Source organism: Paenibacillus sp. NPDC056579, assembly GCF_042793215.1.
Lineage (GTDB): Bacteria > Bacillota > Bacilli > Paenibacillales > NBRC-103111 > Paenibacillus_S.
The window spans coordinates 330,200-344,324 of record NZ_JBHTVD010000002.1; the positions used below are offsets into that span (position 1 = coordinate 330,200).

At 51.5% G+C, this 14,125-nt stretch carries 11 protein-coding genes; 9 read left to right on the forward strand and 2 right to left on the reverse strand.

Annotated features, from left to right (window positions below):
- The first annotated feature begins 81 nt into the window (after positions 1-81).
- Positions 82-1,164, forward strand: coding sequence for a Gfo/Idh/MocA family protein (locus ACFQ88_RS08995; protein ID WP_379453870.1), 1,083 nt, complete (start codon positions 82-84; stop codon positions 1,162-1,164).
- Positions 1,165-1,370: 206 nt separating this feature from the next.
- Here ACFQ88_RS08995 and ACFQ88_RS09000 read toward each other — a convergent pair whose 3' ends face one another.
- Together ACFQ88_RS09000 and ACFQ88_RS09005 are read right to left on the reverse strand one after the other, a co-directional pair.
- Positions 1,371-2,393, reverse strand: coding sequence for a cytochrome d ubiquinol oxidase subunit II (locus ACFQ88_RS09000; RefSeq protein ID WP_239633055.1), 1,023 nt, complete (start codon positions 2,391-2,393; stop codon positions 1,371-1,373).
- Positions 2,390-3,745, reverse strand: coding sequence for a cytochrome ubiquinol oxidase subunit I (locus tag ACFQ88_RS09005; RefSeq protein WP_379453871.1), 1,356 nt, complete (start codon positions 3,743-3,745; stop codon positions 2,390-2,392). The genes ACFQ88_RS09000 and ACFQ88_RS09005 overlap by 4 nt, the downstream gene beginning before the upstream one ends.
- A gap of 339 nt (positions 3,746-4,084) precedes the next feature.
- Here ACFQ88_RS09005 and ACFQ88_RS09010 point away from each other — a divergent pair, with 339 nt between their 5' ends.
- From ACFQ88_RS09010 to ACFQ88_RS09045, 8 genes are all read left to right on the forward strand, one after another.
- Entirely contained in the window at positions 4,085-4,486 is a 402-nt protein-coding gene (locus tag ACFQ88_RS09010; RefSeq protein ID WP_239633060.1) for an Rrf2 family transcriptional regulator, read from the forward strand.
- A gap of 86 nt (positions 4,487-4,572) precedes the next feature.
- On the forward strand, positions 4,573-5,463 hold the full coding sequence (locus ACFQ88_RS09015; protein ID WP_379453872.1) for a class I SAM-dependent methyltransferase: 891 nt from the start codon (positions 4,573-4,575) through the stop codon (positions 5,461-5,463).
- A gap of 496 nt (positions 5,464-5,959) precedes the next feature.
- Entirely contained in the window at positions 5,960-7,765 is a 1,806-nt protein-coding gene (locus ACFQ88_RS09020) for a cache domain-containing sensor histidine kinase (protein ID WP_379453873.1), read from the forward strand.
- Positions 7,762-9,375: a response regulator gene (locus tag ACFQ88_RS09025; protein ID WP_379453874.1), complete on the forward strand. Its 1,614-nt coding sequence runs from the start codon at positions 7,762-7,764 to the stop codon at positions 9,373-9,375. Before ACFQ88_RS09020 ends, ACFQ88_RS09025 begins: the two co-directional genes overlap by 4 nt.
- A gap of 88 nt (positions 9,376-9,463) precedes the next feature.
- Complete coding sequence (locus ACFQ88_RS09030; RefSeq protein WP_239633069.1) at positions 9,464-10,801, forward strand: ABC transporter substrate-binding protein; 1,338 nt, start codon at positions 9,464-9,466, stop codon at positions 10,799-10,801.
- Positions 10,802-10,955: 154 nt separating this feature from the next.
- Positions 10,956-11,852: a carbohydrate ABC transporter permease gene (locus ACFQ88_RS09035; protein ID WP_239633071.1), complete on the forward strand. Its 897-nt coding sequence runs from the start codon at positions 10,956-10,958 to the stop codon at positions 11,850-11,852.
- 18 nt (positions 11,853-11,870) lie between these two features.
- The gene (locus ACFQ88_RS09040; protein WP_379453875.1) at positions 11,871-12,716 is read left to right on the forward strand and encodes a carbohydrate ABC transporter permease; all 846 of its coding nucleotides are present in this window, start codon (positions 11,871-11,873) and stop codon (positions 12,714-12,716) included.
- A gap of 52 nt (positions 12,717-12,768) precedes the next feature.
- Positions 12,769-14,112 carry an FAD-dependent oxidoreductase gene (locus ACFQ88_RS09045; RefSeq protein WP_379453876.1) on the forward strand — a complete coding sequence of 448 codons (1,344 nt, stop codon included), beginning with the start codon at positions 12,769-12,771 and terminating at the stop codon, positions 14,110-14,112.
- The last annotated feature ends 13 nt before the right edge of the window (positions 14,113-14,125 follow it).

The window sequence follows — 14,125 nt, forward strand, 5'->3', positions numbered from 1 at the left end:
GTTCACTATACTAATGTCTAGATATTGAGGGAGCATTGAATGCTAAATGCTGAACCCACCTAATAGAGGAGGACCAAATCAATGGCTAAAACGTTTAGAATTGGCATTATCGGCTGCGGCGGTATCGCCAATGGAAAGCATATGCCTGCTCTGAAAAACCAAAAGAACGTGGAAATGGTCGCTTTTTGCGATATTGTGAAGGAAAGAGCGAGCGAGGCCGCCGAGAAATTCGGTACGCCTGATGCCAAAGTATACGACAACTATAAAGAACTGTTGAACGACAGTTCTATCGATATTGTTCATGTTTGTACGCCAAACGATTCCCATGCGGATATCTCTATCGCGTCTATGGAAGCAGACAAGCATGTTATGTGCGAGAAGCCGATGGCGAAAACTGCTGCTGATGCTCGGCGGATGGTGGAGGCCGCCAAGCGTACGGGCAAAAAACTGACCATCGGTTATCAGAACCGTTTCCGCTCGGACAGCCAATATTTGAAAAGACTGTGTGAGGACGGAGAGCTCGGCGACATTTATTATGCGAAGGCGCATGCGATTCGCCGCCGCGCCGTACCAACTTGGGGCGTATTCCTGGATGAAGAGAAGCAGGGCGGAGGTCCGCTTATCGATATCGGTACGCATGCATTGGATTTGACGCTGTGGATGATGGACAACTACAAGCCGAAGGCTGTATTGGGTACGGCGTTCCACAAGCTGTCCCAGAAGAAAGACGCAGCCAACGCTTGGGGATCGTGGGATCCGGAGAAATTTACAGTCGAGGACTCCGCGTTCGGTATGATTACCATGCAGAACGGTTCGACGATCGTGCTGGAATCCAGCTGGGCCATTAATATGCTGCAAACCGGCGAAGCGAAGACGACGCTGTGCGGCACCGAGGGCGGAGCGGATATGCAGGACGGACTGCGCATTAACGGCGAGAAGCACAGCAAGCTGTTTATGAACGAAATTCAGCTCGATGCCAAAGGCGTTGATTTCTACGACGGTAAGAAAGCAAGCCCGGCTGATCTGGAAATGCGCTTGTGGCTGGAAGCGGTGGAGCAGGACAAAGAGCCTGTAGTTACGCCTGAGCAGGCTTGCGTCGTTTCGGAAATTTTGGAAGCTATTTATGAATCGTCGAAAACCGGCAAAGCGGTTTACTTCGAATAATTTAACGGTAAGAAGCCCGAGCCTCCTGTTTGTGATTGGAGGCCCGGCTTTTTTTGCATATTTATATGAGCGGTGGCTCCCCACTTTGTGGGGATATTTGCATTGGGCGGTTAGAGGCTGACGATTGTTCCGGGAGACGGCGAGCCTACGCTGCCCTGAAGACTGAACCGTGAGCCAGAAGTCTTGACCACTGTGCTGCGCTTCGATTATTTCCCGGTTTTGCCCTGTACATAGGAGGCGTTGAACAAGAACAAGCGCATCAGCAAGTACAGGGAAGGAATGAGCAGCAGCAGCCCTGCAATAAAGGCGATGATGAGGGCCACTCCCATCGTCGGGCTTGTCACGCTCTCATGAATCGAGACAATAGGGTAGATGATATACGGCAAATGGGCTGCGCCATACCCGAAGAACGCGAAGGCGAACTGCAGCATGACAAGGATGAACGCCAAACCCAGCTTCCTGCGATTCCATATGAGGTATATGGCGAACAGAAAGCACAGGAAGGAAAGGACGAACATCCACGCGATATCGAGCATGCCTTCGAAATGCCACGGGCTGTGCTTGTAGATCGAGAAAAAGACGAGCAGGCTGGCCAAAATGGTCGGCGCGCTCCAACCGACCGCGAAGCCCCGGAGTACTTCCATCGCGGCGGCGTCCTTAGCTTTATCCGCATAATACGTAAGGAAAGAAGCGGAGATGAACAAGATGCTTACAAGAGATAGCAGGACGACCGACCACGCATAAGGGCTGGTGAACAGCTTCGCATACTGAAGGATCACTTGGCCGTTCTGCTCCTGAATGAATCCGCCCTCCGAAATGGTCAGTACGATGGATAGCGAAGCCGGGATAAGCAGCCCGCTGCTTCCGTATAGCAGCATATAGAGCGGATTATCCTTCGTTCCGCCATAGGTGCTGAAAGCATAGTAAGAGCCGCGGATGGCGAGGAGAATGATCGCTATGCTGCCCGGGATCAGCAGGGCCGTCCCCAGGTAATAGGCGGTGTCAGGGAAGAAGCCGACCATGCCGACCATGAAGAAGATCAGGAACACATTCGTTACTTCCCACACCGGGGACAAGTAGCGCTCGATAATGCCGTGAACCAGATGCTTGCGGCCGGTTATCATACTGTAATAGCTGAAAAATCCGGCTCCGAAATCGATGGATGCCACGATCAAATAACCGTAAAGGAAAATCCAGAGCACGGTAATGCCGATTACTTCGATAGTCATTTGGGTTCGCCTCCTTCGATTCCGCGACGAGCCATTTCCTGCTCCGCCGTGTTGCTCCTAAACAGCTTGCGCAGTACCGCCCAGACGGTAAATCCGAGCACGATATACAACAAAGAGAAAAGCAGCAGCATCCAATCTACGTTGTCCGCGGTTGTGGCTCCATGAGCGGTCTTCATATACCCGCGCAGTATCCAGGGCTGGCGCCCGGCTTCAGCGAAGATCCAGCCGCATTCTATCGCAAGCATGGCAAGCGGCCCCGCCCAGACGGTACAGCGTAGCAGCCAGCGCGGCAGCTCGCGTCCCTTGGCGCTCCGACGCTTGCGGGCGAACAGCAGGTAGCCGATGCACAGCACAATAAGCAGGCTGCCGATCACTACCATCGTATCGAAAAAATAGTGAATGTATAACGGCGGACGTTCGTCCGGCGGGATATCGTTCAGCCCGGTAACGACGGCGTCCGGCTTGCCGAAGGCGAGAATGCTCAGCGCATAAGGCAGCTTCAGCCCGTAGCGGATTTCATTGTTTTCCTGCAAAATACCGCCGATCACCAGCGGAGCGCGAGACGTCGTCTCGAAATGCCATTCTCCTGCCGCGAGCTTCTCCGGCTGGTATTCAGCAAGGAACTTGCCGGACAAGTCACCTATGAATGCGGTCAGCAAGGAAAAGATAAGGCCCGTGATCATCGTCAGCCGCAGCGCTTTTTTGTAGTAGACATGCTTCCGGCCTGCCAAAAGCGCTAGAGCGGCGAAGCCCGCCAGCACGAATGCGCTCGTCATATAAGCGGATGAGAGCACATGCGCGGTTTTGGTCGGTGTTGCCGGATTGAACATGGCTACAATCGGATCGATATCGGTAATAGTCCGTCCCGATAGTGTGAAGCCTTGCGGCGTGTTCATAAACGCATTGACGATCGTGATGAAAAACGCGGATGCCGACGAGCCGATAATAACGGGAATCGACAGGGAGAAATGAACCCATGGGTTACGGAACCGATCCCACGTATATAAATAAATGCCCAGGAAAATGGCCTCGAAGAAAAAGGCGAAGGTCTCCATAAATAACGGCAATGCGATGGCTTGCCCGGCAATTTGCATAAAGCTCGGCCACAGCAAGTTCAATTGAAATCCGATACAGGTGCCCGTGACGACGCCGACTGCTACCGTAATGACAAAGCCGCGGGCCCAGCGGCGCGCGAGCAAAATATAGTGCGGGTCGCGGCGCTTAATGCCGAGAAACTCGGCAATGGCGATCATTACGGGCACCCCGACGCCGATAGTGGCAAACACGATGTGGAAGCCAAGGGTTAATCCCGTCAATATGCGGCTGTATACCGCCGGATCGTAGGACATCATGGTTCGATCAGCTCCTTGTAATGTAATAGGGAGGACATGGTTATTCTTAGCATTTTTCCTTACTGTTAGTATAAAGGTTGTATGTGATTTAATTCACATAATATGTGATCAACGGTTGAAGAAATGGTTACGAAATGTTGAAGGGGTGAAAAAAAACTTATTTTTCTGTCAACAAGTACTAATAAAATCACAAAAATGCCCTTGTAAAAACTTTAAAATGCCCCTTGCTCTATACTATACAGGCATCTCGTTAACGATAGAATCTCTCATGACTTGACATTCCCACACTTTAAAGCTATCATGGATAAATAAAGTCTGTAATCGAGGTGAGACTGCACCATGAAATTTTCGAAAGCGACGAACTATGCCCTTCACACCATGCTCTTTCTTGCGGCAGCCACCCCGAATAAGCTTATTGGCGTACAGCAGTTGGCGGAGCGGCAAGGGGTTTCACCAACGTATTTATCCAAAATACTAACCAAGCTCGTCAAGGCGGGAATGATTGAATCCACTTCAGGCGCCAATGGCGGCTATAGATTAAAGCGGAATTGGGAAGAGATCTCGTTTCTGGATATCATCCATGCCATAGAAGGTACAGCCTCCTTATTCGATTGTGATTTGAACCATGGACCCGATTGCTTGATTCAGAAAGCGATGGTTTCGGCGGAAGAGAAGATGGAGGAATACCTGCGAGAGCAAAAAATGTCTGAGCTTGCCAAAAAAGTAACGTTTGTTCTGTAACAAACGGCTGCTTTTTTTTTGATAATATTATAGATATTAAGAGTCTTTAAAGTCTTTCAAATTTTATTAGAGGGAGCTGCAGCAAGATGACAAACGATCTTTTTAATGAAGCCGTATGGGAAAAAGCTTGGAAGGAGGATATGCAAACCGGAGTGAACAAGATGAAACAAGCCGGGATAGATCCAGTGCATGCTTTTGACGATAAGGCCAAGTCATTCAACGAGCAAGCATTTAACGAAGAAGGCAGACGAAGGGCCAAACGCATAATGAATTGGCTGGAAGGCCAGGGTGTCGGCTTCAAAGATTCCTCCATACTGGACGTTGGAGCGGCCTCGGGCGGATTTACTGTACCGTTTGCAGAGAGGGGGGCTGCTGTTACTTCCGTGGAGCCTAGTCTTCCGTTGGCTGAGCTTCTGAAAGACAATATTGCGGGATTGCCGAACGGCAAGGTGGAGGTTGTGACGGAGCCGTTCGAGGACATCGATATTGAAGCAAGAGGGTGGAGGAAAGCCTTTGACTTCGTCTTTGTCTCCATGTGTCCGGTTATTGTCGATTGGGAGAGTGTGGAGAAGGTGCTGAGCTGTGCGCGGCAGTTTTGCTATATCAGCATGTCCGTCGGCTCCAGGGAGCATAGTCTGGTAAGTGAGATTTGGCCTCTGGTGACTGAGCGGCCTATGATAACCAAGCATATGGAGATGGGCTATCTGCTGAATTTATTGTACCTAAAAGGCTATTCCTATGAGTCGCTTGTAACCCGGGAAATGAAGAACACGGTGGTATCCAGAGAAACGGCGCTTCAAGAGGCTATGGACTGGTTGAAAATGTTTGGTTTGCCTGCCGACGACCGGAACCGGAGGATTGTCACCGACTATTTGCAGCGGACTTACCCTGAGGACAAGGTGGAGATCCAGCAGGGAGGCCGATTCGGCAAGGTGCTGATACGATTGCAGGATCAGAGCATGTATACCCGAGATTGACGGTCGGCTAGTGAGGGGAAAGCAGCGGGAAAAGAAACACCCGAAGGGCGTAGTGTGGCAAGGAATCGAGAAAATCCAAGGACAAGCCTTGGATTTTTTTGTTGAGCAAAACCAAAGAAACCCGGCCTTTGATTGTATTGTTCGGCGGGATATGCCTTCCAGCCAGGCTTTCGAGGGTCGGACAGGAGATCCGTTATTTCTTGAAATGATGCTGCTTTCGGAGTGCGATCGGACCGAGAGTCCGCTATTTGCTCTTTTTAACGGAAAAAACGGTGTATTTTTTCGAAATAAAGGATCTGTAGTCCGATCATCCTGCAAGAAGAACCATTTTTGGTAAAATAACGGATTTACGGTCCGCACCAACTTGAGCAGTTCTCTCGTTCTTCAACGGACGGCACACTTTTGACCAGAAATTGCATAGTTTTGCACCGGTTTTTTCAATGATTCCCTATGGTATATTTATTTAGTTAAGCAATCATTTCAAGGGGGTCCGGTAATGAGACGCAGCTTCGCTAAGCCATTCACATCGATAAGGGGCAAAATACTGCTGTCGTTCTTTCTTTGCATCATCGTGCCGGTCGCCTTTATTATTTATAACTCTTACACATCATCACAGGCGGTTCTTAGAGAGCAGATCGACCGCAGCCAGCAGGAATCCATGCGCAATTTGGCCGCCAATATGGATGATCTGTCGGAGCGCATGATGAACGCATCGAATTTGATCGTTAATGATATGGAGCTTCAAAATTTTTTGCAAGCGTCCCCGGAATGGACGGGCAATTACGCTTCGTTCCAGCAATACCAGAATGTCCAGAAGAAACTGATGAATATTAAGGGCATCATAATGGACAGCAATGCTGTAGTAGCAGTGGTTGATTTTCGCGGATTCGTACATTCCTCATCTGTCGATTACGGAGGCCGGCCAGCATTCAACGAGCTTGTAAAGGAACCATGGTATGGGATGACGATAAGCAAGCAAGGCTGGCCTTACTGGCAGCTGCCGTATGAAGGGACATTGGGAGGAGAAAGCCCGGATGTACAAAAATGGTTCGTACTGACCCGGCTTATCAAATCTCCGCTAGGAGAAGAAGGGCTTGGTTTGGCCCTCATCGCAATACCGGCCGAATCGTTCTTCCCTGGAACGGCATCGACGGATGAAGGGGATAAAGGCAATACGCTGCTGCTCGTATCGGGCGAATCCAAAGTGCTGGATGTGCAAGGCGACCGGGCTCTCGAGTCGTATGAGCCGATAATAGCGGAAGCCTCCGGGCAGGAACACGGGGGAAGCTTATCCAGACTGACCGTCGACGGTCAAGATTATTTCTACAGTACGGTACCGATTCCGCGCGTCGGCTGGAAGGTGATCGAGCTTGTTCCGCAGACGGAGCTGATGGGACAATTGAACCGGATCAAGTATCAATCCTTTCTGTGGCTGTTCGCTTTGTTTGCGGTGTTCACGATGGTGTTCGTTGTACTAATGCTGCGGTTTACCGGTCCGATCCGCGGCTTGCTCCATTCCATGAATCGCCTGGGGCAAGGGGACTTCAACGCTCAAGTACATGTGAGAGGGGAAGACGAAATAGCCAAGCTGGGCGTTCATTTTAATAGGATGACCGCCAACTTGAGAGGGCTGATCGACAAGCTGTCGGAGGAGCAAAAACGGAAGGAAGCCGCCAAATTCCAAGCACTTCAGGCGCAAATCAATCCGCATTTTCTCTTCAATACGCTCAATTCCATCAAGTGGATGGCCGTCTTGTCAGGCTCTCAGCATGTAAGCCAAATGATAACTAAGCTCGGCAAGCTTCTGCAATTTACGATGAAGAACGACGGGGAGATCATTACGCTGGAGGAAGAGTTCACTTATTTGCAGGATTATTTGGATTTGCAGAAAATCCGCTTTCACGATAATGTGCAGATCGAGACGCATTTGCCGGAAACGCTCAAACGCTGCGGCATTTTGAAATTTACGCTGCAGCCTATCGTGGAGAACAGCATCATCCACGGCAATCGTACACCGCTTGCTATATGCATCTCGGCGTCCGAAACGAACGGTGACTTGGTACTTATTGTCAAGGATAACGGGAAAGGCATGAGCGAAGAGAAGCTGAACGAGGTGAAAGCGGCACTCCAACCGGAGCATGCGCGGTACAACGGAATCGGTATAGGTAACGTTCATGAGCGTCTGCGGATGCATTACGGAGAAGGTTATGGTGTGGAGCTTCAAAGCAATGAGGCGGAAGGGACAGCCGTTACGATCCGCATGCCGCTCGTACAACCGGAAGATGAGGAGGGAGCCAGATGATCCGCGTATTGATTGCCGACGACGAAATCTTAGTGCGTATCGGGCTGAAAACGATTATTCCATGGGAGCAGTACGGCTTCGAGCTGATCGGCGAGGCGTCCAACGGACTTGAGGCGCTGGATATGATCCGTCAATCCGCATGCGACATTGTGCTTACCGATATCCGAATGCCGGAATGCGACGGCCTCACTTTGATCGAGAGGTTGAAGATCGAATCTCCCGGTACCAAATGCTTGATTTTATCCAGTCATAATGATTTTGAATATGTCCAGAAAGCACTGCGGCTTGGTGCCGTCGATTATGTGCTGAAGCTGACGATGGAGCCGGACGAGCTGCTGCATAAGCTGATTGCACTGAAGGAGCAGGTCGTTCAAGAGAATGAACGGCAGCTTCAGGCGTCCGTTCGGGAGTTCAAGATGAGTGTATACAGCAGGGAAGCGAAGGAGAAGCGCTTGAAGGATTTGCTCGTCAAGGCGTGCTCCCCTCAGGATGTCCAAGAGTTCATGGGCGAATTCGGCTTCTGGGAGCCGAGCGAGCCGTACTACATCGTCAGCATGGCGCTAGATCGCTACCAGGAAGAGCTGGATGAAAACCGGTTCCGCAGCGAGCGGCTTCTGAACTTCACCGTGATGAATATATTGACGGAAATCGGCAAGAAGTACGAGCAAGACGAATTTGTTGAAATCGATAACGGACGATTTGCCATGATTGCGAGTACCGATCCCTGCGAAATGCTGACAGAAATAGGATCGGCGGTGCAAACGTTCCTGCAGCTCTCGGTGTCCTCCGGCATCTCGCAGCCGCTGGAAAGCTTAAACGAGATGCATACGGGCTTTCTCCAAGCGGAGGAGGCGCTGCTTCACCGGTTCTACCATGGTTGCGGAGGGATCATGCGCTATGTATCGGGGCGATATACCGCGCATGCCGGCCCGCAGATAGAAGAGGAATGGGTAAAGCTGCTCGAGCTGAGGGACGAGGAAGCCGCATTGAACAAGGCAAGAGACTGGTACTTGGCCTCCAGCGCGGGCCTGGAGCATCCGGACGAGCTTCGGGAGCAATGGATTCAGCTCGTGCATGTGTACGGAAGCTATGCCACCAAGCTGGGCGGGGATCTGTATTCGGTCCCATTATACGATAACCGCTATCCGTTTCATGCCGTCCGCAGCCTGGAGACGCTTCAGGAGATATACAACTGGTTCACGGGCTGGAATCGGATTTATTTCGATTATGTACGGCAGCTGACCGGCAAAGTGTGGCGTCCGGAAATTCAGGAGGTCATCGAAACGATCCGAAACCGGTATAACGAAAACTTGAAGGTGTTCGAAATCGCCAAAGAGATCGGCTTCACGGAAAACTATCTGAGCGTGTTGTTTAAGAAGGAAACCGGTGAAACGATCATGGACTATTTAACGCGAATCCGCATGGACAAAGCAAGAGAGCTGCTTAAGGATCAATCCTACAAAATTTATGAAATAGCCGAATTGGTCGGTTACGGCGACTCCAACTATTTCAGCAAGCTGTTCAAGAAAATGGAAGGAATGTACCCGTTGGAGTTCCGCAAGCATGTATTGGGACGAATGCCAACATCCAAGAATTCGACGGTTTCATGAAGGAATAGTCCATTCTCATCCCTGCCGGCGTTTTGTTAATCTGAAAACGCAAACAGCATATATACGAAAAAATCGGAGGGGAATCGACTTGAAGACATGGGTAAAGGGCACCGTCGCTCTGGCGCTTGCCTCAACAATGGTCGTCAGCGGATGCGGAAGCAGCAAGGATAACAACTCTGCTGCAAATGCTAATAATAACGGATCGGGAGCAAAAGTTGTTAAATTGAAGGTTTGGGGAGGCGTTCCGGAGGAGAATGGGCCGAAAACGGTTATCGACAACTGGAACAAGAGCCATCCTGACATTCAAGTGGAGTATGTGCGCTATGTCAACGATGATACCGGGAATACGAAGCTGGACACGGCATTGATGACGCAAAGCGATGCGCCGGACTTGTTCTTCAGCTACGGCGAGAATAACTTGTTCAGGCGGGAAAATGCAGGGATGACCGCACCGCTGGACGAGCTTATCAAGAAAGCGAACTTCAATGTCGATGAGGTTATCGGCAACGACAATGTCATGAAATACAAAGATCAAATCCATTACCTGCCGGGGTACAAGAACATCGACTTCGTCGTTCTGAATAAGAAGGCGCTGGAGGCGGCGGGCGAGAAAGTGCCTGCCGACTGGACTTGGGATGAGTTCGCGGCTCTGGCCGAGAAGCTGAATAAAGGCGCGATGAAGGGTGCTTTTGTTACGCCAGGTGCGGATTTGCTGATCGGCAAATTCACTTTGGTCGGCTCCAAGCCGAACGATTCGCTCTACACGGATGACGGCAAGACGAATTTTAACAACCCTGCCATGCAGAAGGGTCTCGATATTCAGAAGAGCTTGTACGACAAAGGCATCATGGTGCCTTGGGCGGAAGCGATCGCGAACAAGCTGGACCCGGCTAACGAGCTGCTGACCGGAAAAGCCGCTATGGTGTACGGCGGCGCGTGGATGATGAGAAGCTTGAAGGATACGACCAAATATCCTCGCGATTTTGCGGTTGCCTTCGCGCCTGCTCCTCAGCTGGAGAAAGGCAAAAACGTCAACAACGGCGGAATGAACGACTTCATGTCGGTCAACGCCAACAGCGCCAACAAGGAAGCCGCGTTCCAGTTCATGTCCTGGTACCTCACGGAGGGCAGCATGGATATGGTAGCCGGCGGCCGCATTCCAACAAGTAAGAAAGCCGACTTCGACAAGGTGACGAAGCTGATCGTCGGCGATTCGGGCAGCATTCTCGATGAGCAGTCTCTGAGCCAGGTGCTGAAAGCGAACTACACCTTCGCAACCCGCGTAAAATCCGAAGCGTTCTCCCAAATCACGAATGTGATGAAGGAAGAGGCGGAGAAATATTTCATGAACGTCCAGCCGATCGATAAGACGCTTGAAGCTATGAAGAAGCGCGGCGATCAAGCGATTCAAAGCGTGAAGAAGTAAAGTATTGCCCGTGCCCGTTATCCGCCATCAGCGGATGCGGGCTTTTTTTGTCGAAATTCGTAGAATCACCCTGAAAGCGGCGAGATTCAGCCATGTCGTCCGCGGCGGTCCTTTTTTACAATGAAGGTACTAACGTTAAGAGGTGTGAAATGCGATGAAGAGGAATCGACAGAAGCTGGCGGAGACGCTGGCGGGCTATTTGTTCATTTTGCCTAATTTTTTGGGCGTGCTGGTGTTTGTGCTGTTTCCGCTCGTTGTCAGCTTGATTATGGTCTTTACGGACTGGGATTACATGAGAGGCTTCGCCGGTATGACCTGGGCCGGTCTGGATAATTTCAAGCAGCTCGCGACTGACGAGTATTTTTTGAAGTCACTGCAAAATAACGTCATATTTACTGCAGTCACCGTGCCGGTATCAATGGCGATCGGTCTGCTCGTAGCGGTAGTCCTGAATAAGTTCGTTTATTTGAAAAATGTGCTTAGGGTTTTATTTTTCCTGCCTTATGTCAGCAGCGTTGTGGCGATATCCGTCGTCTGGAGCGTGCTGTACAATCCGACTAACGGACCGATCAACTCGGCGCTGCGCTCGTTTGGCATCGATTCGCCTCCGGGCTGGCTGGCCGATCCGAAATGGGCGCTCATCGCGATCATGATCATGGTTATCTGGACGTATACGGGGTATACGATGGTGCTGTACATGGCGGGCCTGCAGGGGATATCCAAAGAGCTGTACGAGGCATCGGACATTGACGGAGCGTCCAAGCTGCGAAGCTTCTTCCAGATTACAGTTCCGATGCTCAAGCCGACCAGCTTTCTGATTGCCGTTACCCTGATTATTTCCACGTTTCAGGTTTTCGCGGCGGTTGCCGTCATGACGAAGGGCGGACCCGTTAACTCGACGATGGTGCTGGCCTACCATATTTACATCGAGGCGTTCCAGCATTACCGGATGGGTTACGCGGCTGCAATCTCATGGGTGCTGTTTATCGTTATCTTTATCATTACGATGATTCAATGGCAGGGCCAGAAGCGCTGGCAAAGTCATTTCTAGGAGAAGGAGGAGAAGCAAATGAACTTGTATTCGGCCAAAAGCAGGAATGCGGCTTTCAAGCTAATTACTACAGTGGTTTTCACCTTGCTTGCAGTGCTCGCCGTCGTGCCGTTCTTGTGGATGATTTCGGCATCGTTCAAGCTGCCGGCAGATTTGTTCAAATACCCGATTGAATGGATTCCGAAGAAATGGTATTTCGGCAACTACCAGGAAGTATGGTTCGGGAAATATCCGTTCTTCCTCTATTATTGGAACTCGATCAAGATTACGCTGATTACCGTCGTAGGCGTTCTGGTAACCAGCTCGCTGGCGGGCTTTGCGTTTGCCAAGCTGCGGTTCAAGGGCAGGGAGGCGATGTTCCTGCTGTACTTGTCGACCATGATTATCCCGGCGCAAATTTTGCTTGTTCCCCGATTCGTTCTGTTCGATAAGCTAGGCATTATCAATACGCATTGGGCCGTCATATTGCCGGGGATGTTCTCGGTGCTCGGCACGTTTATGATGCGTCAGTTTTTCAGCACGCTGCCAAACGAAATTTTGGAGGCGGCACGGGTTGACGGAGCAGGCTTTTGGCGTCAATTTTGGCAAATTACTTTGCCGTTGACCAAGCCTGCGCTCGTGACGCTGCTCATCTTGACGTTTACCTGGCACTGGAACGAATATGAGAATCCGCTGATTTTCCTGCGCGATAACGACCTGTATACGATCCCGCTGGGGCTTACCAACTACGTGGACGAGAACAGCACGAACTACACGCTGATTATGGCGGCTTCCGTCTCGGCGCTGCTGCCGCTAATCGTCATTGTGGCGATTTTCCAGAAGTGGTTTATCGAAGGGATTGCAAGCTCCGCGGTAAAAGGGTAAAGCTCATCCGGAAACGTTAACACAACTGCACACAATTGGAGGGTTTAAAGACATGAATCAAGTGATAGAAACAGATGTAGTCGTCGTCGGAGGCGGACCTGCCGGGATTAACGCGGCTATTGCAGCGGGAAGGACCGGAGCCAGAACGCTGCTTATCGAACGATACGGCTTTCTTGGCGGCATGTCCACCGTGGCGCTGGTCTACCCGTGGATGACCTTCCATACGATGGAAGGCAAGCAGGTTATCGCAGGGATAGCGCAAGAAATCGTCGACCGTCTTCAGGCGCTCAAAGCGTCTCCGGGCCACGTGCGCGACACCTGCGGATTCGTTCATACGATTACGCCGTTCCATCCGGAAGTGTACAAGGTGCTCGTCATCGATATGCTCAAGGAAGCGGGAGTCAAGCTGCTGCTGCACAGCTTCGTCGATGAAGTGAAGACGAACGGCGACCATATCGAGTCCGTTCGCGTCTCTTCGAAATCGGGTCCCATCACGATTCAAGCCAAAACGTTCGTCGATACAACCGGCGATGCGGATCTCGCCTATTTGTCGGGAACGCCGGTGCTGCAAGGACGCGAGGCGGATCGGCTGACACAGCCGATGACGATGAAGTTCCGGATGCGCGGCGTCAATCTGGACGCTGTCAAGCAGTATATGATCGAGCATCCGGACGAATTTTACCGCAAAACGCCGGTAGCGGAGCTGCCGAATCTTCCTTTGTCTGCCGTACAAGGCTTCTACAAGCATTGGAAAGAAGCGAATCTTCCGATAAATCGGGATCAGGTGCTGTTCTTCACCGGTCCGGAGGAAGACGAAGTGCTGGTCAATATGACCCGCGTGCAAGGGCTGGACGGCACCAACGTCGAGCATTTGACCGAGGCCGAGGAAATCGGGCGCAAGCAGGTGCTGATGGTGGCGGACTTTATGAGAAGCAGCTTGCCCGGCTTCGAGAAGGCTTCGATATCGCAGGTGGGCGCACAAATCGGTATCCGCGAGACGCGCCGCCTGGACGGACAATACAGCTTGCAAATCGAGGACGTTACGGAAGGGCGCCGTGCAGCGGACGTTATTGCACGCAGCGGGTACCCGATCGATATCCACGATCCGAAGAGCAAAGGGGTCACTGCGGCCTGGATTGCAGGCGACGGAGCTTACGACATTCCGTACCGCACGCTGCTGCCAAAACGGATCGATAATCTGCTTGCAGGAGGACGCTGCATTTCGACCAGCCACGAAGCGCTGGCGACGACCCGCCTGTCCCCGAGCTGTATGGCAACGGGGCAAGCCGCCGGAACGGCAGCCGCCATGTCGGCCGTCTCGGGCATTTCGCCACAGGAGCTGGATACTGCGGCTCTGCAGCAGAGACTGGCAAACGACGGCGCCATTTTGAAATAAACGTAAATCAGGC

Coding starts and splice junctions, on each gene's coding strand:
- ACFQ88_RS09010 (WP_239633060.1), top strand. CDS start 4,085: ATGAAATTTTCGAAAGCGACGAACTATGCCCTTCACACCATGCTCTTT.
- ACFQ88_RS08995 (WP_379453870.1), top strand. CDS start 82: ATGGCTAAAACGTTTAGAATTGGCATTATCGGCTGCGGCGGTATCGCC.
- ACFQ88_RS09025 (WP_379453874.1), top strand. CDS start 7,762: ATGATCCGCGTATTGATTGCCGACGACGAAATCTTAGTGCGTATCGGG.
- ACFQ88_RS09015 (WP_379453872.1), top strand. CDS start 4,573: ATGACAAACGATCTTTTTAATGAAGCCGTATGGGAAAAAGCTTGGAAG.
- ACFQ88_RS09040 (WP_379453875.1), top strand. CDS start 11,871: ATGAACTTGTATTCGGCCAAAAGCAGGAATGCGGCTTTCAAGCTAATT.
- ACFQ88_RS09005 (WP_379453871.1), bottom strand. CDS start 3,745: ATGATGTCCTACGATCCGGCGGTATACAGCCGCATATTGACGGGATTA.
- ACFQ88_RS09035 (WP_239633071.1), top strand. CDS start 10,956: ATGAAGAGGAATCGACAGAAGCTGGCGGAGACGCTGGCGGGCTATTTG.
- ACFQ88_RS09000 (WP_239633055.1), bottom strand. CDS start 2,393: ATGACTATCGAAGTAATCGGCATTACCGTGCTCTGGATTTTCCTTTAC.
- ACFQ88_RS09045 (WP_379453876.1), top strand. CDS start 12,769: ATGAATCAAGTGATAGAAACAGATGTAGTCGTCGTCGGAGGCGGACCT.
- ACFQ88_RS09020 (WP_379453873.1), top strand. CDS start 5,960: ATGAGACGCAGCTTCGCTAAGCCATTCACATCGATAAGGGGCAAAATA.